The sequence below is a fragment of the Dietzia sp. NPDC055877 genome, assembly GCF_053615975.1.
The window spans coordinates 409,502-427,779 of the sequence record NZ_JBSHCV010000001.1; the positions used below are offsets into that span (position 1 = coordinate 409,502).

The window sequence follows — 18,278 nt, forward strand, 5'->3', positions numbered from 1 at the left end:
GGGGGGCGCGGGGTGGGTTACTCCCCGCGCAGCGCCTTCATGCGCTTGTGGGCGCCGGCCACGATGCGGCCGCGGTTGACGCCGGAGGAGAACTCGACGCCCTTCTCGTTGCCCTCGCCACCGCAGACGTGGACGGGGCCGTTGCCGATGGAGGCGATGACCTCGTCGGCGACCTCGTGCGGCTCGCTCACGGTCATGCCGGGCAGGTCCATGTCCAGGCCGGCGCGGATCATGGCGGGGGTGCGGGTGACGCCGAGGATGACCTCGACGACATCGACACCGTGCTCACGCATCTCGAGCCAGAGGCCCTCGACGAAGACACGGCTGAAGGCCTTGGCGGCGGAGTAGATGCTCATGTCGGCGTGACCGAGGTAGCCGGCCATGGAGCCCATCACCACGATGCCGCCCTTGCCGCGGGCCTTCAGGCCGGGGCCGAAGCGGCGGATGATCTGCATCGGCGAGGTGATGTTGAGGTCGATGACCTTCTGCACCTGCGCCATGTCGGACTCGACGAACTCGGCGCCGTAGGTGTTGGCGCCGGCGTTGAGCACGAGCAGGCCCAGATCGAGGCCGTCGCAGGCGGCGGCGATCTTGTCGGTCGAGTCGGACTCGGTCAGGTCCGCGGACACGACACGGCACTCGACACCCTTGGCGCGGACGGCCTCGGCGGTCTCCTCGAGGGCCTCGAGTTTGCGGGCGACGAGGACGGACGAGACGCCCTGATCGGCGAGGCGGAACGCGATCTCGGCGCCCACGCCCTCGCTGCCGCCAACGACGAGGGCCCACGGGCCGTAGCTGGATGGATCGAAAGGTTTCGGATTGACAGGTGTCGACATACTCTCAGAGTATGACGACTGACAGCGATCGGCCAGGTTTCGGTGGAGTACCCCTGCCGGGGTTGAAGGCGGACGAGGTGTTCTCGTTCGAGGAGGCGCGCAAGCTCCTGGGGGATTCGTTCGATCCGATCCCCGTTCCGGCCCTTCCACCTGCGGATCCGGAACTCGACCGGGTCGTGTCCGAGCTGCGCCGGCTGCGGGAGGCCACCGCGGGGCTCGCCCACTCGGAGGTCGAGCTCGGCGACATCGCTGATCGTCTCGCCGAGGTGGCCGACCTGCTCGAACCGCGGGTGCCCAGCCCCTCCGATCGGCTCGCGAACATGTGGACGGGCGCCGGCACCCGTCGTTCGAACCCGGTATCCGGTCCGGAGAACCCGATCGCGCCACCCGTGGACTTCGTGGGTTGCGACGACGGCTCGGTCACGGCGACGGTCACGCTCGGTCCCGTCTACCAGGGCCCCCCCGGTTGTGTGCACGGTGGCATGAGCGCGCTGATCATCGACCACATGATGGGGCTGGCCAACCACTGGGGCGGCCGCTTCGGCATGACCGCTCACTACGAGCTCGACTACCGGTCGCCGACGCCGCTGCTGGTGCCGCTGACCTTCCGGTGCTGGGTGCACGAGACCGAGGGTCGCAAGACGTGGACGCACGGCACGATCCACGCCGGTGACCGGCTGTGTGTGGAGGCTCGTGGCCTGTTCCTCGAGGCCAGCGTGCCGGTGCCCGGCCAGCCCGGATCCCGCTCGACCGTCGCAGACGGCAGCGAGTAGGCCTCAGGCCTGCAGGTCCAGGTGAACGACCTCCCGAAGGTAGGGCGCGATCACCTCGGTCAGGCCGCTGGCGAGCTGGTCGGGATCCTCGGGCGGCAGCGAGATGAAGCTGATGCCGATGCGCGCGATGATCGAGGCGGCGAGCCGCGCCTGCTCGGGCGCGATCTGCATCCAGCTCTGGGACAGGGCCGGGGTCAGGACCTCGGTGGCCCGCTCGATGAGCGGGCCCGCCTCGGTGGTGATGATCCGCAGCAACTCCGGCTTGATATCGCCGGTGAGCAGCGCGCGGATGAGGGGATCACGGCTGCTGGAGAGCAGGAAGCCGTTGATCCCCTCACTCAGCGCCGTCTCGATCTCACCCGGGTTGCGGTTGATCGAGTCGCGGATCTCCCCGGCGAACCGCTCCGACAGCTGGAGCGCGTAGGCCTGCGCCAGCCCCTGCCTGTTGCCGAACGTGCTGTAGAGGGTCTGGCGGCTCAGCCCGGCGGCCTTGGCCACGTCCGACATGGTCACGGCCGACCAGTCGCGGTTCTCCAGCAGGCCGTGCATCGCGTCGAACACCGTGGAACGTAACGACCGACGCTCCGGGCGGTCCCCGGCGGGGGAGCGGCTGGCGGTGGTCGAGCGGTGACGCGGCATGGTGACCATTGTTCCCGAAGCGCGCGCGTCGCGTGGGCGGGGACCGTGTGACGGGCCGAACAACTAGGCGACGGGCAGGAAGTCGATCTTGTCGCGGACTCCGCAGTCCGAGCAGCTCCACGAGTCGGGGATGGCGGACCAGGGGGTGCCGGGCGGGAATCCCTCGCGGGGCAGGCCGGCGGCCTCCGAGTAGTGGTTTCCGCAGTTGGGGCAGACGTACTCGCCGGTCGCGGAGTTCTGCTCCGCGACTGCGGTGTCAGCGTCCGCGATGACCTGCTCCGCGGCCGAGGTCTCGGCGCCGCCGGGATCTCCGGCTGGGGTGGCAGCCTCGACCGTCGGACCCTCGACGGGGGTGGTGGCGTAGCGCGCGAGGATCTTGTCCCGCTTGGACGGCTGGATGTTGGCGCGGGTGATGTCGCCGTCATAGTGCGCGAGGACGCGCTTGTCCATGACCCTGCGCCACAGCGGCGGGATGTACGCCACGACCATCATCGCCGCGTAGCCGGACGGCAGCTGCGGGGCCTCGTCGAAGCTGCGCAACACCTGGTAGCGACGCATCGGGTTGGCGTGATGATCGGAGTGACGCTGCAGGTGATAGAGGAAGATGTTCGTGACCAGGTGGTCGGAGTTCCACGAGTGCTCGGGACGGCAGCGCTGGTAGCGGCCGGCCGAGGTCTTCTGCCGCAGCAGCCCGTAGTGCTCGAGGTAGTTGACGACCTCCAGGAGGGAGAAGCCGAAGACCGCCTGGACGATCAGCCACGGGGCCACCTGCCAGCCGAACACCGCGATCAGCGCGCCGTACAGCACGACGGTCATGAGCCAGGCGTTGAGATTGTCATTACGGAGGGTCCAGGGGCCCTTGCCCATTCGGCCCAGCCGCTCCTTCTCCAGCGCCCACGCGGACCGCGCCGAACCCACGACGCTGCGCGGCAGGAAGACCCAGAACGACTCGCCGAACCGCGAGCTGGCGGGGTCCTCCGGGGTGGCGACGCGCGCGTGGTGTCCGCGGTTGTGCTCGATGAAGAAGTGACCGTAGCCGGTGGTGGCGAGCGCGATCTTGGACAGCCACTTCTCGCTGCCGGAGATCTTGTGGCCGAGTTCGTGCGCGGTGTTGATGCCGATGCCGCCGGTGATCGCGACCGTCCACGCCACGCCGATCGACGCGGCGATGCCGAGCCCGCCGTCGTACCCGAGCCATGACAGGTCGTCGGCGCTCCACAGGTAGCAGGCCAGGATCAGCGCGCCGTACTGGAAGGGGAGGTACAGGTAGGTGCACCAGCGGTAGTACGGATCGGCCTCGAGCCGGTCCATCACCTCGTCCGGCGGGTTCTCGCCGTCGACACCGACGCGATAGTCACCCCACGGCACGGCCACGTAGACGAGGAACGGCAGCAGGTACCACGCGATGGTGGCGGCCACGCCCCAGCCGAGCGCGTTGAAGCCGGCCACCAGCGGAAGCGAGAGGAACAGCCCGGCCGCGGGGATGAGGCCGAGCAGCCAGAGGTACCGCTTGGCATCGGTCCACGCGTAGGGCTCCACCGCGTCATCGTGATCGTGCGCGCGGCCGTGCGCGTCGTTGTGTGTGTGGCCGTGAGCACCGGCGCTCTCGTCGTCATGACGGTCGGCGCCGTCCCCTCCGGCGGGTCGGATGTACTCGATGCTCGACATGGCTGACGACCTTCCCCAGACTCACGACGGTGTGGCATATGCCACTCTGTTGCCTCGACTTTAGACAAATTGCCGGGCGATGTCTAGACACGCGGGGGTTCTTTGTCCAAAGAGTTCGCGCGGTACGACGACGACGAGGACCTCGATCACCCGCGCGAGCCGGAATATCTGAACCGCTGACCTGGTTGTACGGGCAGGTCGTCGGATCAGTCATCCGACCCGGAAGGAGTGGTCCGACGTGACGATGCAACAAGCAGCGATGCGCACTCTGATGCGGGCGGAGAACAACAACATCACGCTCGACCGGAGCGTGTTCACGAGGGAGAACTTCCGCAGGATCGGTCAGTTCGCCCGGCCGCACACCAGGCTGATCGTCGTCTTCCTGGTGCTCTCGGTCTTCGGGGCCTCGCTCGCGGTCCTCACCCCGCTGCTCGCGGGACGTGTGGTGACCGCGATCGTGGACCACCAGTCGGTCCGGATCGTGATCGGCCTCGCGGTGGCGATCGCCGCGATCGGCGTGATCGAGGCCGTGACCTCGGTGTTCACGCGGCTGTGGTCGGCGCGGATCGGCGAGGGCTTGATCCTGGATCTGCGGCGCTCGGTCTTCGACCACGTGCAGACTATGCCGATCGCCTTCTTCATGCGGACCCGGACCGGTGCGCTGGTCAGCCGCCTGAACAACGACGTCATGGGCGCACAACGCGCGTTCTCCGACACGCTGTCCGGCGTCGTGTCCAACCTCGTCCAGCTGATACTGACGCTCATCGTGATGGCCGGCATCAACTGGCAGCTCACGGTCCTGTCCGTGCTGCTGCTGCCGATCTTCCTGTTCCCGGCCCGGTACGTCGGACGTCGCCTGGCGACACTGCGACGCGAGGCCGCGGATCTCAACGCGTCGATGAACGACCAGATGACCGAGCGTTTCAACGCCGGCGGCGCCACCCTGGTCAAGCTGTTCGGCCGGCCCCACGCCGAGTCGGCGGAGTTCGCCGCTCGCGCCGGTCGCGTCCGCGGTATCGGGGTGCGCACCGCGCTGCTCATGAGCGTGTTCATGAACTCGCTGACCCTTGTCTCCACACTCGCGCTGGCGCTGGTCTACGGCCTGGGCGGCTGGTTTGCTCTCAACGGCGGCCTGGACGCCGGCTCGGTCGTGGCACTGGCGCTGCTGCTCACCCGGCTCTACGGCCCGCTCACGGCACTGGCCAACGCGCCCATGGACGTCGTCACCGCGATCGTCAGCTTCGAGCGTGTCTTCGAGGTGTTGGACCTCAAGCCCGTGCTTGCCGATGCCCCCGACGCCGTGGACCTCCCGGAGGGGCCCGCGACCATCGAGTTCGACGACGTCCGCTTCTCCTACCCCTCCGCGGACAAGGTGTCACTGGCCTCGCTCGAGGAGGTCGCCGTGCTGGACACCCGCGGCGGGCAAGAGGTGCTCCACGGGATCTCCTTCCGCGCCGAGCCCGGCCAGATGGTGGCCCTCGTCGGTTCCTCCGGGGCGGGCAAATCCACCATCGCCTCGCTGCTGCCGCGGCTCTACGACGTGGATTCCGGCGCGGTCCGGGTATCCGGTCTGGACGTGCGAGAGGTCTCGTCGTCGTCGTTGCGTCGAACGGTGGGCATGGTCACGCAGGACGGCCACCTCTTCCATGACACGATCCGCGCCAACCTGGCGTTCGCGCGGCCCGAGGTCGGCGACGACGAGGTGTGGGACGCGCTGCGGCGCGCGCGGCTCGAGGACCTCGTCCGCGAGCTCCCCGACGGCCTGGACACGGTGATCGGCGACCGCGGGTACCGGCTGTCCGGCGGCGAGCGGCAGCGCCTGACCATCGCCCGGCTACTGCTGGCCGCTCCGGCGGTGGTGGTGCTCGACGAGGCCACGAGCGCGCTCGACTCGACCAACGAGTCCGCGGTGCAGGAGGCGCTCGGCGAGGCCATGGCGCACCGCACCTCGCTGGTGATCGCGCACCGGCTGTCCACCGTGCGGGCCGCCGACCGGATCCTCGTGCTGGAGGCCGGGCGCGTGGTGGAGTCCGGCACGCACGCCGAACTGCTCGCCGCGGGCGGCCGCTACACCGAGCTCTACGAGACTCAGTTCGCCGACCAGGAATAGGTTGCCCGGCCGGCCGCGCCATCCGCCAGCCTGAGCCCGCCCTGCGGACCAACGAAAAGAGCGTTCCGCACACCCTTACTCGGGCGATGTGTGCGGAACCCTCTTCTCGATGCGCGGAGCCGGGCGCGGGTGTGCGGGGGCGTGGGGCGGCGCGGGTGGCGGGGGCGTGGGTGGCGGCGCGGGCTGCGGTGGCCTCAGCTCTCCAGGTGCAGGCCCAGTTCACGCGCGGCCAGTGCCGCGTACTTCGAGGTCTGCTCGAAGGCCGACTCGAGCGGGTTGACGTCGTTCATGTCGGCGATCTCGGCCCAACGCTCTGCCACGACCTCGGGGGTGCGGGCACCGTCGGGCAGGTAGACGCCGCGCGACTCGACCATCTGGGAGACGGCGAACACGCCGGCGCCGGCGCCGAGGATCGTCTTTGTGGGGGCGTCGTCGCTGACCATGAACAGGGCGCCGGGGGCGATGGTCTCCGGGCCCATGATGTCCAGCACCCGCTGCGGAAGCAGGTCCTCGGTCATCCGGGTCGCGGCGGTCGGGGCGATCGAGTTGACCTTGATGTTCTTCTTGGCGCCCTCGATGGCGAGCACGTTCATCAGACCGACCAGGCCGGACTTGGCGGCCGCGTAGTTGGACTGGCCGAAGTTGCCGTAGATGCCGGAGGTGGAGGTGGTCATGAGGATGCGGCCGTAGCCGGCCTCGGCCATGTGGGGCCACACGGCCCTGGTGCAGTTGACCGAACCCATGAGGTGGACCTCGACCACCTTGCGGAAGTCGGTGGAATCCATCTTGGCGAAGGATTTGTCACGCAGGATGCCCGCGTTGTTGATGAGGACGTCGATGCGGCCCCAGGTGTCCATGACGGTGGCGACCATCTGCTGGACGGCGGCCTCGTCGGTGATGTCGCTGCCGTCGACGATCGCCTCGCCGCCCGCGGCGGTGATCTCGTTGACGACCAGCTGGGCGGGGGAGGAGTCGCCGGCACCGCCGTGCACGTCGCCGCCGAGATCGTTGACGACGACCTTGGCGCCACGTTCGGCCAGGGCGATGGCGTAGGCGCGGCCGAGGCCGCCGCCGGCACCGGTGATGATCGCGACGCGGTCGGTGAAGTCGATCGATGTCATGAAGTGCTCCTGTTCGGGTGGGTCGTCTCTTGTGGGACGACGGTGACGAGCGGGCGGTTCGCCGTGTCGGCGGAGGGGTCAGCCCAGTTCGCCGCGGACGTAGGACTGGTAGGCGGGTAGATCGAGGAAGCCGTGGCCGGACAGGCCGATCACGATGGACGGGCCGGTGCCGGTTTCTCCGGTGTGCTCGCGGGCCTTGGCGAGCGCGCCGGCGATGGCGTGGGTCGACTCGGGCGCGGGCACGACGCCCTCCGCCTTGGCGAACTCGACGCCCGCCTCGAACGCGACGTTCTGCTCCACCGCCATCGAGTCGATCAGCCCGAGGTGCTTGACGTGGCTGACCAGCGGCGCCATGCCGTGGTAGCGCAGCCCACCGGAGTGGATCGGGTCCGGCACGAAGTCCTGACCAAGGGTGTACATCTTCATCAGGGGCGTCAGGCCGGCTACATCACCGTGGTCGTAGCGGAACTCGCCCTCGGTGAGCGACGGGCAGGCGGAGGGCTCGACGGCGATGATCTTGGTCGTGGCCCCGGCCAGGTTCTCCCGGATGAAGGGGAACGCCAGACCGGCCAGGTTGGAGCCGCCGCCGGCACAACCGTAGATGTAGTCCGGCGCACCCTCGCCGAACATCGCGAGCTGCTTGATGGCCTCCTCACCGATCACGGTCTGGTGCAGGCACACGTGATTGAGCACGGAGCCCAGCGAGTAGCGGGCCTCCGGGTCCCCGGCCGCGACCTCGACGGCCTCCGACACGGCCATACCGAGCGAACCCGGGGTCTCGGGGTCCTTGGCGAGCATGGCGCGCCCGGACTCGGTGAGATCCGACGGGCTCGGGTGGACCGAGGCGCCGAAGGTCTCCATGAGCATGCGGCGGTACGGCTTGGACTCGAACGAGGCCTTGACCTGCCACACCTCGACCTCGATCCCGAATGCCTGGCCGGCGAACGCGAGCGAGGCGCCCCACTGGCCGGCCCCGGTCTCCGTGGTGAGCTTGGTGATGCCCTCGGCGGCGTTGTAGTAGGCCTGCGCGACAGCGGTGTTGGGCTTGTGCGAGCCGACCGGACTCGTGCCCTCGTACTTGTAATAGATCCGGGCGGACGTGCCCAGTGCCTTCTCGAGCCGGCGGGCCCGGATCAGCGGCGCGGGGCGCCACAGGCGGTAGATCTCCTGGACGGCCTCGGGGATCTCGACGTACCGCTCGCCGGTGACCTCCTGCTCGATGAGCGCCATGGGGAACAGTGGCGCCAGATCCTCCGGCCCCAATGGCTCCTTGGTGCCGGGGTGCAGGTGGGGAGCCATCGGCTCCGGGAGATCCGCCTGGATGTTGTACCAGTGGGTCGGCATCTCGCTCTCGGGCAGAAGTGCCTTGACCAGCGAACCTGCGGAGGCGTCAGACGTCATGTGTGGTCCTCGGATGGAGTGGGAGGGGTGATCTACACCTCATCCTAAGAGGTCACGCCGCATCGGAACGTGGGGGATCCGCCCATCGAGGTATTCGGGACCGGATCGCACGAAGCCGAACTGCTCGTACCACGGCTGCAGGTGCGCCTGTGCGCCGATCTCGACGGGCTGGCCGCCGCACAGGTCGAGCCCCATCCGGATGAGCCGCGCGGCCACGCCCCGGCCGCGCCACTGTGGGGCCGTGCACACCCGGCCCAGATGCATGACCTCGCCGCTGCCGTAGATGCGCAGCGTGGCCGCGAGCTCCGACCGCTCCGGGCCGGGGACCCGCGCCAGCAGGTGAGTGGTCGCGGGGTCCGCGTCGACCTCGTCGATCTCGGCATAGGGGCAGTCCTGCTCGGCCACGAAGACGTCCACGCGAAGCTTGTACAACGCGTGGACGTCCAGCGGTCCCAGCCGGTCGAGCGCCGAGGCCGCTATCCGCAGCTCGGGAGTCTCGGTCGACGGTGGGGCCTCGTTCACTCGTCCTCGGACGGCTGGGGGGCCGATCCGGCGGCGGGTCCGGGTACCGGGCTTCCGGCAGCCGGTGAGGTGTCGGCCTGCTGATCGGCCGGGCCCTCCGGATCCGCCGCGTCGATCGACACGTCCTCCCCGGTCGCGGGCTCCGCGGGATCACCGGCGGCCTCGGCGGGCTGCGGTGCGGATCCGGCGGCGGGGCCGGGCGCGGCGCTGCCGGCCGCGGGGGACTGGGCGGGGGCCGGGGCGGGCGCGGGCGTGGGCGCAGCGGAGGGAGCACCCGGGTCGCGCAGGAAGTAGGCGGTCGCGCCCGCGATAGCGGCGCCGCCGGCGAGTCCGGCGATCCACAGCGGGGCGAATCGGCGCAGTGGGCTCCGCTTCTGCGGCGGTGCCGCCAGGACGGACGTCTTCTCGCGCAGCGTGTCGGCGTGCTGCTTGGCGTCCGCCGCCAGCTCACCCAGGAGTTCGGCCTGCTCGGCGCGACGGTCCCGCACCACCTGGAGGCCACGGCTGGCACCGAAGAGGGCGAGGCCGACGGGGCCCCGGGTGGCGGCCACCGCGGCCTCGCCGAGGAAACGGGGATCCTTCAGGTCGAATGCCTTACGTGCGGCGGTACCGGCCTGCTTCAGGTCCTTCTCGGCCTGCTTGACGGCCCGACGTTCGGCAGCGCGATCGCTTCGTTTGCTCATATGACGATGGTGGCACAGCAGTCCGACAGCGACCACCAGTATCAGGCGGGAGCGGCCCGCTCACCGCGAACGTGGGGCTCTGATCGCGTCTCCGGCGATGAGCGTCTGCGCTGCGTGGCAGGATGGGGAGCGTGAGCATCGCAACGCAGAAGGCAACCATCCGCACCAATCGTGGCGACATCGTCGTCGAGCTGTTCGGTAACCATGCCCCGGAGACCGTCGGCAACTTCGTCGGCCTGGCCGACGGGTCCAAGGAGTACGCGCAGGCCAACGCCAAGGGCGAGAAGACCGGTCCGTTCTACGACGGCTCGATCTTCCACCGCGTCATCTCCGGTTTCATGATCCAGGGCGGCGACCCGACCGGCACCGGCCGTGGCGGCCCGGGCTACCAGTTCAAGGACGAGTTCCATCCCGAGCTCCAGTTCAACGAGCCCTACCTGCTGGCCATGGCCAACGCCGGGCCGGGCACCAACGGTTCGCAGTTCTTCATCACCGTGGGCCAGACCCCGCACCTGAACAACCGCCACACCATCTTCGGCAAGGTCGCCGACGACGCCTCGCGGAAGGTCGTCGACGAGATCGCGGCCACCCGCACGGGCGCGATGGACCGCCCGACCGAGGACGTCGTGATCGAGTCGATCGAGATCTCCTGACCGACCACCGCGGTCAGTCGGCGGCGCGGGAACCGGTTCGACCGGGCCCGCGCCGCCGTCGTATCCGCAGGGCCCTGCAGCACCCGAGCGACCGGACATCATGAGCACCCAGACCCGCCGCGGCGGCGCCATCGCACGCTTCTTCCGTCTCCAGCCCGTCACCGCGTGGCTGATCACCGCGAACCTCGCCGTCTATCTCGCGACCGTGGTCCAGTCGCGCAGCTTCATGGACAACCACCATTCGGCGCTGTTCGATGCCACCGCGCTCTTCCCGCCCGTGGTGGTGGTCCGGGATGAGTGGTGGCGGCTGCTCACCTCCGCGTTCCAGCACTTCGGGCCCATGCACCTGCTGCTCAACATGTACATGCTGTGGATCCTGGGCTACGGCATCGAGCGCAGCATCGGGCATCTCCGGTTCCTGGCGCTCTACCTGATATCGGCGATCGGTGGCTCCGTCGCCGTCCTACACTTCAGCCCGATCGCCCTCACCGCGGGCGCGTCCGGCGCGATCTTCGGCCTCATGGGCGCCTACGCGATCGTCGCGATGTCCATGAAGCTGGACGTCAAGGGGGTCGCCGTCCTGCTGGCCCTCAACATCGGCATCAGCATCGTCGTCCCCGGGATCTCACTCGCCGCCCACCTCGGGGGTCTGGTCGTGGGCGCGATCGCCGCGCTGGCCCTGGTCGTTCTGCCCCGCCTGCTGCCCTCCCGCACCGGCCGTGCGGGGCGTGAGGCCGCCTCGTGGACCGGCTACCTCGTGGTGGCCGTGCTGCTGGGCGTCGTGGCGTGGTTCTCCGCGCAGGCGCTGCTCTCCGAACTCGCGGGGGCCGCCCTGTCGGGCCTCTGACCCCTGGCGTCGACGCCGCGGCGCCGGCTCACGTCACTCGTCGGTGGGCCGGCCGCGGAAACCGAGGCCGGTCAGGGTCTCCACCACATCCCGGGGATCCGTCCCCAGGTCCAGACGGGTGAACACGTCGAGCTGCTCGCGCCCACGGTCATCCACATATTCCAGGCGCATGAGGTGCTGCCGCGCACCCCACCGGGCCACTCCCAGCGATCTCACCTCCACGACCTCCTCCCTGGGAACGAAGATCGTGCCGCTCAGCTTCCTGACCGCGAGCGAGCCGTCCACGACCTCCAGACGGGGCCGACGCAGCAGCTGTGAGACCGCGGTGGGGATGAGAATCAGTGCGGCCAAGCCCGTGAGCAGGAGCGCAAGGGGATCCTGACGCAGGAGACCCACCAGCACCAGGCCGAAGCCGATAACGATCTGAACGCTCGGCCACAGCACGCTCGGGGACCACGATGCGACCTTCGGCCCGGCGTCTGACGCGTCTCCACCACTCATGCCGCCCATCCTCCCTTATCCACAGGCTCTATCCACACTGTGGATGAATAACACGGGTGGAGTTCGAGTGCTGTTCGACCAGACGAGCGTCCGACCTGCGGCGGGGTCGTCGTCGTCGTCCATTTCTTGCAATCCACAGTGTGGAGGGAGTTATCCACAGCGTGTGAGGGCTGGGAAATTCGCAGGTCAACAGGCGGAACATTCACGTGAAGGCCTGTTGACCTGCATAAATGGTGGTAAGAGGCGAAAATGCAGGTCACCCCCCGCGTGTCGCGGGGGGTGACCTGTGGATGAAGCTGTGGATAAAAAGCGGGGCGTCAGCGCCAGTTCATCGTCATGAGCAGGCCCACGACCGCCAGACCGAAGCCGATCGCGAAATTCTGCCACGTCTCCAGAGCCATCATGAACGGGATCTGCTCACCGGCGAGGTAGTAGACCACCAGCCACGCCAGGCCGATGATCATCAGCCCGAGCATCACGACGAGGTACCAGCGCGGCGTCGGCGAGCCCTTGACCTTGACGGGCGTGCGGCTGACGGCCGCGTCGGTGTACTCGGTCTTCGACCGTACCTTTGACTTGGGCATTTCAGTCCTCGAACTGCTGGGGGATGTCTGGCGATACCCTACCAAGCCGCGCCCGGGACGTTCACCTCATCCGGGCGCAGTACGCTGCATCTATGCGCATCCTCGTCGTCGACAACTACGACAGCTTCGTCTACAACCTCGTCCAGTACCTGGGGCAGTTGGGCGCGGTGTGTGAGGTGTGGAGGAACGACGACGAGAGATTCTGCGGCCCGGAGGGTGTCAACGATCCGTCGGTCCTCCGGGACGTCGTGGCGGGGTTCGACGGCGTTTTGCTCAGCCCCGGGCCCGGTACTCCTGACCGCGCGGGCGTCACGATTCCGCTCATCGAGGTCTGTGGGCGGGCCGGCGTTCCGGTGCTCGGCGTCTGCCTGGGCCATCAGGCGATCGGCGCGGCCTTCGGCGCGACCGTCGACCGGGCCGCCGAGCTGATGCACGGCAAGACCAGCCAGGTCACCCATGACGATTCAGCTGTGCTCGCGGGGCTCCCCAGCCCGTTCACCGCCACCCGCTACCACTCGCTGACCGTCCTGCCGGAGACGCTTCCGGACGAGCTCATCGCCACGGCCTGGACGGAGTCTGGACTGCTCATGGGGATGCGGCACCGGGATCTGCCGATCCACGGCGTGCAGTTCCATCCGGAGTCGGTGATGAGCGACGGCGGCCACAGGATGCTCGCCAACTGGCTGGGGATATGTGGGGAGCGGCCGTCGGAGACGCTCGTGACGCGCCTCGAGACCGAACTCGACCGCACCCGCGGCGCCGCCCTCGCCTGAGCAGTGCACCTCCCGGCTGGCCCGGGCCGGGGGTGAGCCCAGAGCGGCAGGCCGGCGCCCAAGCGCGCGGTGGGCGGGCCGGCTCAGCCGGGCCCGGGGACCAGGCCGAATCGGATGACGCGGACCACGACCTGGTCGTTCACGCCCGCCTCACCCACCGGTGGCTGCTGGGAGTAGATCTGGCCGACCCGCGCGAGATCGGGATCGTTCTGGGGGAGCTCCACCAGCTGTCCACGGCCGCCGCGCCATCCGGCCTGCTCGAGCTTGGCCAGCGCCTCGTCGACTCTGTCGCCGACGATGTTCGGCATCTCGAACCGGTTGCCTGCGGACACCTGCACGGTGATGGTCGCGCCCTTGAGCTGGGTCTGGCCGGCCGAGGTCGACTGCTCGACGACCTGGCCCTCGGGGGCGGTGCCGTCGACGCGTCGGGTGTCCACCCGGAAGCCGGCGGCCTCGAGAGTCGCCCTGGCGGTGTTGGCGTTCTGACCCACCACGTCGGGGACCTGCACCTCTTCCGGTCCCGACCCGACGGTCAGGCGGACGGGCCGGTCGGAGGGGACCTGCGAGCCCGGCGACGGGTCGGTGTCGACGACCTTGTCCTGGTCCTCGATCGTCGACGGTCGGGCCTCGTTGTCCGGAACCACCTGGAAGCCGGCCTCTTCGAGGGCGCGGCGGGCGTCGACCGGGGACATCCCCATGACGTTCGGCACGGACAGGATCGGCTTACCGGTGGAGACCACCAGCGTGATCTCCGAGCCGACCGCCAGCCGCTTGCCGGCGATGGGATCCGACGAGATCACATGACCCACGGGGATCTGCGGATCGGTCTGCGGGACCTGTACCGGCTCCAGTCCGAGAGCGGTGAGCTCCTCGACGACCTCCTCCACGGGCCGCTGCGCGACCTCGGGGATGGAGACCTCCTGTTGCGGACGCGAGAAACCGGTGCCTCCGTCTCCGGTCGCCCAGATCGACACCCCCGCGATCACACCCAGGACGAGCAAAGCGGACAGCGCGATGATGACGGCGCGCGGACGCTTACTCTCCCCGCGCCCGGAGCCCCGGCTACCGGAGGAGGGCGCTGCGGTCGACGCCGCCGCGACCCCGGCGCCACCCGCCGCCGCGCCGTCACCGGGAGTCCCGCCGAGATCGTGCGCCTCGGTCAGGGTCTCGGACGGCGACGACCAGTCCGACCGCCCCGAACCGAAACCGGCGCCGGTGAAGCCGTGCGGGGCGTCGGGCCGCTGGTCGTCGTCGAGTTCGTCGTCGGACAGGACCAGCGGCGCGGACGGTCGACCGCCCGACAGCACGGCGAGCAGGTCTGAGCGCATCTCTCCGGCCGAGGCGTACCGGTTCTCCGGGTTCTTGGCCATCGCCTGCATGATCACCGCGTCGACGTACCGACTGACCTGCGGGTTCACCGAGGACGGCGGCTGGGGGGTCTCGCGCACGTGCTGGTACGCCACGGCGACCGGAGATTCACCCGTGAAGGGCGGCTCGCCGGTCACCATCTCGTAGAGCACACAGCCCGCCGAGTACAGATCCGAGCGGGCGTCGACGGTCTCCCCGCGGGCCTGCTCCGGGCTCAGGTACTGGGCGGTGCCCAGGACCGAGGACGTCTTGGTGAGTGTCGAGGTGGCGTCGCTGACCGCGCGCGCGATCCCGAAGTCCATGACCTTCACCGCGCCGTCGCGGGAGATCATGATGTTCGCGGGTTTGACGTCGCGGTGGATGATGCCCTTCTTGTGCGAGAAGTCCAGCGCCCCGCAGACATCGGCCATGACACCCAGGGAGCGGTCGATGTCCATCGCGCCGTCCATCTTGACGATGTCGCGCAGGGTGTCGCCCTCGACGATCTCCATCACGATGTACGGCAGGGCGCCGTCGGCCGTCGGCTCCTCGCCCTGGTCGTAGATCGCGACGATCGAGGGATGGTTGAGCGACGCCGAATTCTGGGCCTCGCGTCGGAACCGCTGATAAAAGCTCTCGTCGCGGGCGAGCTCGGGCCGCATGATCTTCACGGCGACGTCCCGGCCGAGGACGGTGTCGCGGCCGCGGCGGACCTCGGACATGCCGCCGAAGCCGAGGGCGTCACCGATCTCGTAGCGCCCGGCGAGGATCGAGGGAGTGGTCATCCGCGCTCTCCTCCGCCTTGTCCGCCCGCGCCCGGAACGCTCTGTCCCTGCTGGCCCTGTCCCTGCTGGTCCTGGCCCTGCCCGGGCTGCGGCACCAGCGAGTTGAACTCCGAGGTGATCGAATCGAGCATGTCGTTCAGGTCCGGTGGCGGTGGGACATCGGAGGTCGTCGGGCTCGGCTCGGGCGTCGGCGAGGGTGACGGCGTGGCGGTCGGCTGCTGGGTGGGTTCCTGCGTGGTGGTGACGGTGACCGGCGGGGACGTCGGCGTGGTGGGGGTGGTGGTGGAGCCACCGAACAGTCCGCCCGGGCCGAAGACGCCCGCGTTGGACAGGGCGACCACAGCGGCGACGGCGATAGCCGCCACCAGGAGGAACACGACGAGGAACCAGCCCACGCACCCGCTGTTCGACCGGCGCTTCGGCGCCCGGGTGGTGGCCGGCGGCGCGGCGACCCGCTGCGTGGACGTCTGTGCGGCCCCGGGGCGGACGCCCGCCTGCGGTGGGCGCTGCCCCCGGGCGGTGCCGGGATAACCGGCGGCCCCGGGCTGCATCTGCGTGAACTGCCGGGTGGGCGTGGGCCCCTGCTGCTGAGTCGGTGGTTGGCCGCCCGGGCCGTCGGATAGGACGGTGGTCGCCGCGGTGTCACCGGCCAAGTACCCGGCGGCCGCGCCCGCGGCCCCGGAAACACCTGCCGCGGTGATGAACGCACTCGCCGGCCTGGGGTCCCGGCCGGCCCGCACGTCGGAGATGGCGTCGGCGAAGGCACCGCCGTCGGGATAACGGCGGGCGGGGTCCTTGGCCATGGCCTCGGCGAGGACCCGGCGCACGGGTTCGGGCACGGAGTCCGGCAACGGCTCGGGGGTGTCGCGGACGTGCATCATCGCGATGGTCACAGGGGAATCGGCCACGAACGGCCGCCGCCCGGCCAGGCATTCGTAGCCCACCACCCCGAGTGAGTACACGTCGCCGGCCGGGGAGGTGTGGTGGCCCATTGCCTGCTCGGGCGAGATGTACTGGGCCGTGCCCACGACCATGCCGGTCTGGGTGACGGCCGAGGCGCCCATTGACTTGGCGATCCCGAAGTCGGTGAGTTTCACCTGCCCGGCCGGCGTGATGAGGATGTTGCCGGGTTTGACGTCGCGATGGACCAGGCCGATCGCGTGCGCGGCGTTGAGGGCCCGGCCGGTCTGCTCGAGCATGTCCAGGGTGTGTCGCAGCGGCAGCCTGCCCTCGCGGGCCAACACGTCCGACAATGGCTCGCCCACGACGAGCTCCATGACCAGGTAGGACAGCGGGCTGCCGGAGGCGGGGTCCTCCACTTGACCGTAGTCGTAGACCGTCGCGATCCCCGGATGCGAGATCCGCGCCGTGACCTTGGCCTCGGAGCGGAATCGTTCCACGAACTCGGGGTCGGAGGAGAACTCGGGCTTGAGGATCTTCACCGCGACCCGCCGGTCGAGTACGGCGTCGTCGGCTTCCCACACCTGGCCCATGCCGCCGGTGGCGATCAGCCGCAGCAGTCGATAGCGGCCGGACAACACCGCGCCGGAGTTCAAGCTCACGGCGTACCCCCCATCAGCGCGCCCAGGACCTCGCGGCCGATGGGTGCGGCGTAGGTTGCGCCGACGGTGTCGCGCGTGATGCCGGGGCCCGACTCGAGCGCCACGGCCACGGCGATGTCCTGGCCGGGTACGAACGCGATGTACCAGGTGTAGGGGATCGACTCGGAGGAGTCGGCGCCGTGCTCGGCGGTGCCGGTCTTGGAGGCAATGGTGACCCCGGGCAGACCACCGCCGGCGTGAGCCTCGGCGCCCACCATCAGCTCGGTCATGGTGGCGGCCTGCTCGTCGGTGAGGGCGCGGCCGGCGTCGCGGGGGGTGAAGCCCTCGATCACCGAGAGGTCTGGCGCGGTGAGGGCCTTGATGAGCTGCGGCTGCATCCGCACGCCGCCGTTGGAGACGGTTGCGGCGACCATCGCGTTCTGCAGGGTCGTCATGCGGACGTCACTCTGCCCGATGGAGCTCATCGCCAACTGGGCGGCGTCGTCCATCTCGCCGAGGCCGGACGGCGCGACGGGGAGACCGAAGTTGTCCGGAGCGGTGCCGTCGACGCCGAATCGGGCGGACATGTCGGTGAAGGCCTCGTCGCCGATGTCCTGGCTGAGTTCGACGAACGGCACATTGCAGGACAGCTCGAACGCGGTGCGCAGGGTGACGGTTCCGCCACCGCAGGTCTGGCCCGCGTAGTTCTGCAGGTAGGTGGAGGTGCCCGGCAGGAGGGTGCGGTCGGCGCCGGAGACCGGGGTCTCGGGGCCGATGCCCTGCTCGAGGGCGGCGGCGGTGGTGATGACCTTCATGGTCGAGCCGGGCGGCAGCGACTGCTGGGTGGCGTGGTTGAGCAGGGGACGATCGGGGCTCGCCTCGATACGTTGCATGGCGTCCGTGCGCACGGCTTGGTCCTGGCTGGACAGCTCGCCTGGATCGTAGGACGGGCTCGAGACCAGGGACAGAACCTCGCCGGTCGAGGGCCGCACGGCGGCGACCGAGCCGACGAAGGGGCCCTGCCCGGCGCCGCGCTGGAGGGCCTGGAAGGCGACCTCCTGGGCCGCCGGGTCGAGGGTCAGTTCGACGTTGCCGCCCTGCGGGGTGCGGCCGGAGATGAGCCCGGTGATGCGCTGGGACAGCAGCCGCGGGTCGGAGCCGTTGAGGAACGCGTCCTGGGAATGCTCGATGCCGGCGGTGGCGTACTGCAGCGAGTAGTAGCCGACCGTGGGCCCGAACGAGTACGGGGCGGTGGGGTAGGTGCGCTCGAACTCGAAGCGCCCGTCCGAGGGCAGCGACATGGCCAGCACGCGCCCGCCCGCGGTGATCTGCCCGCGCTGCCGCGAGTACTCGTCGAGGAGCATGCGCGTGTTGCGGGAGTCGGCGCGCAGTTCGTCGGCACGGAAGACCTGCACCCAGGTGAGCTGGAGGAGCAGCGCCACGACCATGACCATGGCGGCGACGGCGACTCTGCGGATAGCGGTGTTCATACGG

The 18,278-nt window shown here is 69.6% G+C and carries 17 protein-coding genes; 5 read left to right on the forward strand and 12 right to left on the reverse strand.

Features of this window, described 5'->3' with window-relative positions; translation table 11 throughout:
• Nucleotides 1-17: 17 nt before the first annotated feature.
• The gene (locus ACWGLC_RS01920; protein WP_344995661.1) at nt 18-836 is read right to left on the reverse strand and encodes an SDR family NAD(P)-dependent oxidoreductase; all 819 of its coding nucleotides are present in this window, start codon (nt 834-836) and stop codon (nt 18-20) included.
• An 11-nt stretch (nt 837-847) separates the two neighbouring features.
• On the opposite strand from ACWGLC_RS01920, the gene ACWGLC_RS01925 reads away from it, so the two are divergent.
• A complete protein-coding gene (locus tag ACWGLC_RS01925) occupies nt 848-1,609 on the forward strand; it encodes a PaaI family thioesterase (RefSeq protein WP_344995664.1) in 762 nt (253 codons plus the stop codon).
• 3 nt (nt 1,610-1,612) lie between these two features.
• Here ACWGLC_RS01925 and ACWGLC_RS01930 read toward each other — a convergent pair whose 3' ends face one another.
• On the reverse strand, nt 1,613-2,248 hold the full coding sequence (locus tag ACWGLC_RS01930; protein ID WP_230929640.1) for a TetR/AcrR family transcriptional regulator: 636 nt from the start codon (nt 2,246-2,248) through the stop codon (nt 1,613-1,615).
• Nucleotides 2,249-2,311: 63 nt separating this feature from the next.
• Nucleotides 2,312-3,916: a fatty acid desaturase gene (locus tag ACWGLC_RS01935; RefSeq protein ID WP_344995670.1), complete on the reverse strand. Its 1,605-nt coding sequence runs from the start codon at nt 3,914-3,916 to the stop codon at nt 2,312-2,314.
• A gap of 244 nt (nt 3,917-4,160) precedes the next feature.
• Between ACWGLC_RS01935 and ACWGLC_RS01940 the strand changes: the two genes are divergently transcribed.
• Nucleotides 4,161-6,026, forward strand: coding sequence for an ABC transporter ATP-binding protein (locus tag ACWGLC_RS01940; protein ID WP_452098372.1), 1,866 nt, complete (start codon nt 4,161-4,163; stop codon nt 6,024-6,026).
• 194 nt (nt 6,027-6,220) lie between these two features.
• Here the strand turns inward: ACWGLC_RS01940 and ACWGLC_RS01945 are convergent, their stop codons facing one another.
• From ACWGLC_RS01945 to ACWGLC_RS01960, 4 genes are all read right to left on the reverse strand, one after another.
• On the reverse strand, nt 6,221-7,147 hold the full coding sequence (locus ACWGLC_RS01945; RefSeq protein WP_452098320.1) for an SDR family NAD(P)-dependent oxidoreductase: 927 nt from the start codon (nt 7,145-7,147) through the stop codon (nt 6,221-6,223).
• A gap of 78 nt (nt 7,148-7,225) precedes the next feature.
• Nucleotides 7,226-8,548 (reverse strand): TrpB-like pyridoxal phosphate-dependent enzyme, encoded by a 1,323-nt coding sequence (locus tag ACWGLC_RS01950; RefSeq protein WP_452098321.1) that lies wholly within the window; start codon nt 8,546-8,548, stop codon nt 7,226-7,228.
• 39 nt (nt 8,549-8,587) lie between these two features.
• Nucleotides 8,588-9,070, reverse strand: coding sequence for a GNAT family N-acetyltransferase (locus ACWGLC_RS01955; RefSeq protein ID WP_344995682.1), 483 nt, complete (start codon nt 9,068-9,070; stop codon nt 8,588-8,590).
• The gene (locus ACWGLC_RS01960) at nt 9,067-9,753 is read right to left on the reverse strand and encodes a hypothetical protein (RefSeq protein WP_344995685.1); all 687 of its coding nucleotides are present in this window, start codon (nt 9,751-9,753) and stop codon (nt 9,067-9,069) included. Before ACWGLC_RS01960 ends, ACWGLC_RS01955 begins: the two co-directional genes overlap by 4 nt.
• A gap of 122 nt (nt 9,754-9,875) precedes the next feature.
• Between ACWGLC_RS01960 and ACWGLC_RS01965 the strand changes: the two genes are divergently transcribed.
• Together ACWGLC_RS01965 and ACWGLC_RS01970 are read left to right on the forward strand one after the other, a co-directional pair.
• Nucleotides 9,876-10,406, forward strand: a complete 531-nt coding sequence (locus ACWGLC_RS01965) for a peptidylprolyl isomerase (protein WP_344995688.1) — start codon at nt 9,876-9,878, stop codon at nt 10,404-10,406.
• A 100-nt stretch (nt 10,407-10,506) separates the two neighbouring features.
• Entirely contained in the window at nt 10,507-11,253 is a 747-nt protein-coding gene (locus ACWGLC_RS01970) for a rhomboid family intramembrane serine protease (RefSeq protein WP_452098322.1), read from the forward strand.
• Between the two features lie 33 nt (nt 11,254-11,286).
• Here the strand turns inward: ACWGLC_RS01970 and ACWGLC_RS01975 are convergent, their stop codons facing one another.
• Nucleotides 11,287-11,754, reverse strand: a complete 468-nt coding sequence (locus tag ACWGLC_RS01975; protein ID WP_452098323.1) for a PH domain-containing protein — start codon at nt 11,752-11,754, stop codon at nt 11,287-11,289.
• A gap of 317 nt (nt 11,755-12,071) precedes the next feature.
• Complete coding sequence (gene crgA / locus ACWGLC_RS01980) at nt 12,072-12,338, reverse strand: cell division protein CrgA (protein ID WP_344995699.1); 267 nt, start codon at nt 12,336-12,338, stop codon at nt 12,072-12,074.
• Between the two features lie 92 nt (nt 12,339-12,430).
• Between crgA and ACWGLC_RS01985 the strand changes: the two genes are divergently transcribed.
• Nucleotides 12,431-13,111 (forward strand): aminodeoxychorismate/anthranilate synthase component II, encoded by a 681-nt coding sequence (locus ACWGLC_RS01985; protein ID WP_452098324.1) that lies wholly within the window; start codon nt 12,431-12,433, stop codon nt 13,109-13,111.
• Nucleotides 13,112-13,194: 83 nt separating this feature from the next.
• On the opposite strand, the gene pknB is transcribed toward ACWGLC_RS01985, so the two are convergent.
• The 3 genes from pknB to ACWGLC_RS02000 are packed head-to-tail and all read right to left on the reverse strand — an operon-like array spanning nt 13,195 to nt 18,274.
• Nucleotides 13,195-15,243, reverse strand: a complete 2,049-nt coding sequence (gene pknB, locus ACWGLC_RS01990; protein WP_452098325.1) for a Stk1 family PASTA domain-containing Ser/Thr kinase — start codon at nt 15,241-15,243, stop codon at nt 13,195-13,197.
• The gene (locus ACWGLC_RS01995) at nt 15,240-16,805 is read right to left on the reverse strand and encodes a protein kinase domain-containing protein (RefSeq protein ID WP_452098326.1); all 1,566 of its coding nucleotides are present in this window, start codon (nt 16,803-16,805) and stop codon (nt 15,240-15,242) included. The genes pknB and ACWGLC_RS01995 overlap by 4 nt, the downstream gene beginning before the upstream one ends.
• Entirely contained in the window at nt 16,802-18,274 is a 1,473-nt protein-coding gene (locus ACWGLC_RS02000) for a penicillin-binding transpeptidase domain-containing protein (RefSeq protein WP_452098327.1), read from the reverse strand. Before ACWGLC_RS02000 ends, ACWGLC_RS01995 begins: the two co-directional genes overlap by 4 nt.
• Nucleotides 18,275-18,278: the final 4 nt, after the last annotated feature.

Excerpts from the sequence above, each read along its gene's own strand:
- ACWGLC_RS02000 (WP_452098327.1), bottom strand. The coding sequence starts at position 18,274 with ATGAACACCGCTATCCGCAGAGTCGCCGTCGCCGCCATGGTCATGGTC.
- ACWGLC_RS01925 (WP_344995664.1), top strand. The coding sequence starts at position 848 with ATGACGACTGACAGCGATCGGCCAGGTTTCGGTGGAGTACCCCTGCCG.
- pknB (WP_452098325.1), bottom strand. The coding sequence starts at position 15,243 with ATGACCACTCCCTCGATCCTCGCCGGGCGCTACGAGATCGGTGACGCC.
- crgA (WP_344995699.1), bottom strand. The coding sequence starts at position 12,338 with ATGCCCAAGTCAAAGGTACGGTCGAAGACCGAGTACACCGACGCGGCC.
- ACWGLC_RS01940 (WP_452098372.1), top strand. The coding sequence starts at position 4,161 with ATGCAACAAGCAGCGATGCGCACTCTGATGCGGGCGGAGAACAACAAC.
- ACWGLC_RS01945 (WP_452098320.1), bottom strand. The coding sequence starts at position 7,147 with ATGACATCGATCGACTTCACCGACCGCGTCGCGATCATCACCGGTGCC.
- ACWGLC_RS01985 (WP_452098324.1), top strand. The coding sequence starts at position 12,431 with ATGCGCATCCTCGTCGTCGACAACTACGACAGCTTCGTCTACAACCTC.
- ACWGLC_RS01960 (WP_344995685.1), bottom strand. The coding sequence starts at position 9,753 with ATGAGCAAACGAAGCGATCGCGCTGCCGAACGTCGGGCCGTCAAGCAG.
- ACWGLC_RS01935 (WP_344995670.1), bottom strand. The coding sequence starts at position 3,916 with ATGTCGAGCATCGAGTACATCCGACCCGCCGGAGGGGACGGCGCCGAC.
- ACWGLC_RS01950 (WP_452098321.1), bottom strand. The coding sequence starts at position 8,548 with ATGACGTCTGACGCCTCCGCAGGTTCGCTGGTCAAGGCACTTCTGCCC.
- ACWGLC_RS01930 (WP_230929640.1), bottom strand. The coding sequence starts at position 2,248 with ATGCCGCGTCACCGCTCGACCACCGCCAGCCGCTCCCCCGCCGGGGAC.
- ACWGLC_RS01920 (WP_344995661.1), bottom strand. The coding sequence starts at position 836 with ATGTCGACACCTGTCAATCCGAAACCTTTCGATCCATCCAGCTACGGC.
- ACWGLC_RS01970 (WP_452098322.1), top strand. The coding sequence starts at position 10,507 with ATGAGCACCCAGACCCGCCGCGGCGGCGCCATCGCACGCTTCTTCCGT.
- ACWGLC_RS01965 (WP_344995688.1), top strand. The coding sequence starts at position 9,876 with ATGGGGAGCGTGAGCATCGCAACGCAGAAGGCAACCATCCGCACCAAT.
- ACWGLC_RS01975 (WP_452098323.1), bottom strand. The coding sequence starts at position 11,754 with ATGAGTGGTGGAGACGCGTCAGACGCCGGGCCGAAGGTCGCATCGTGG.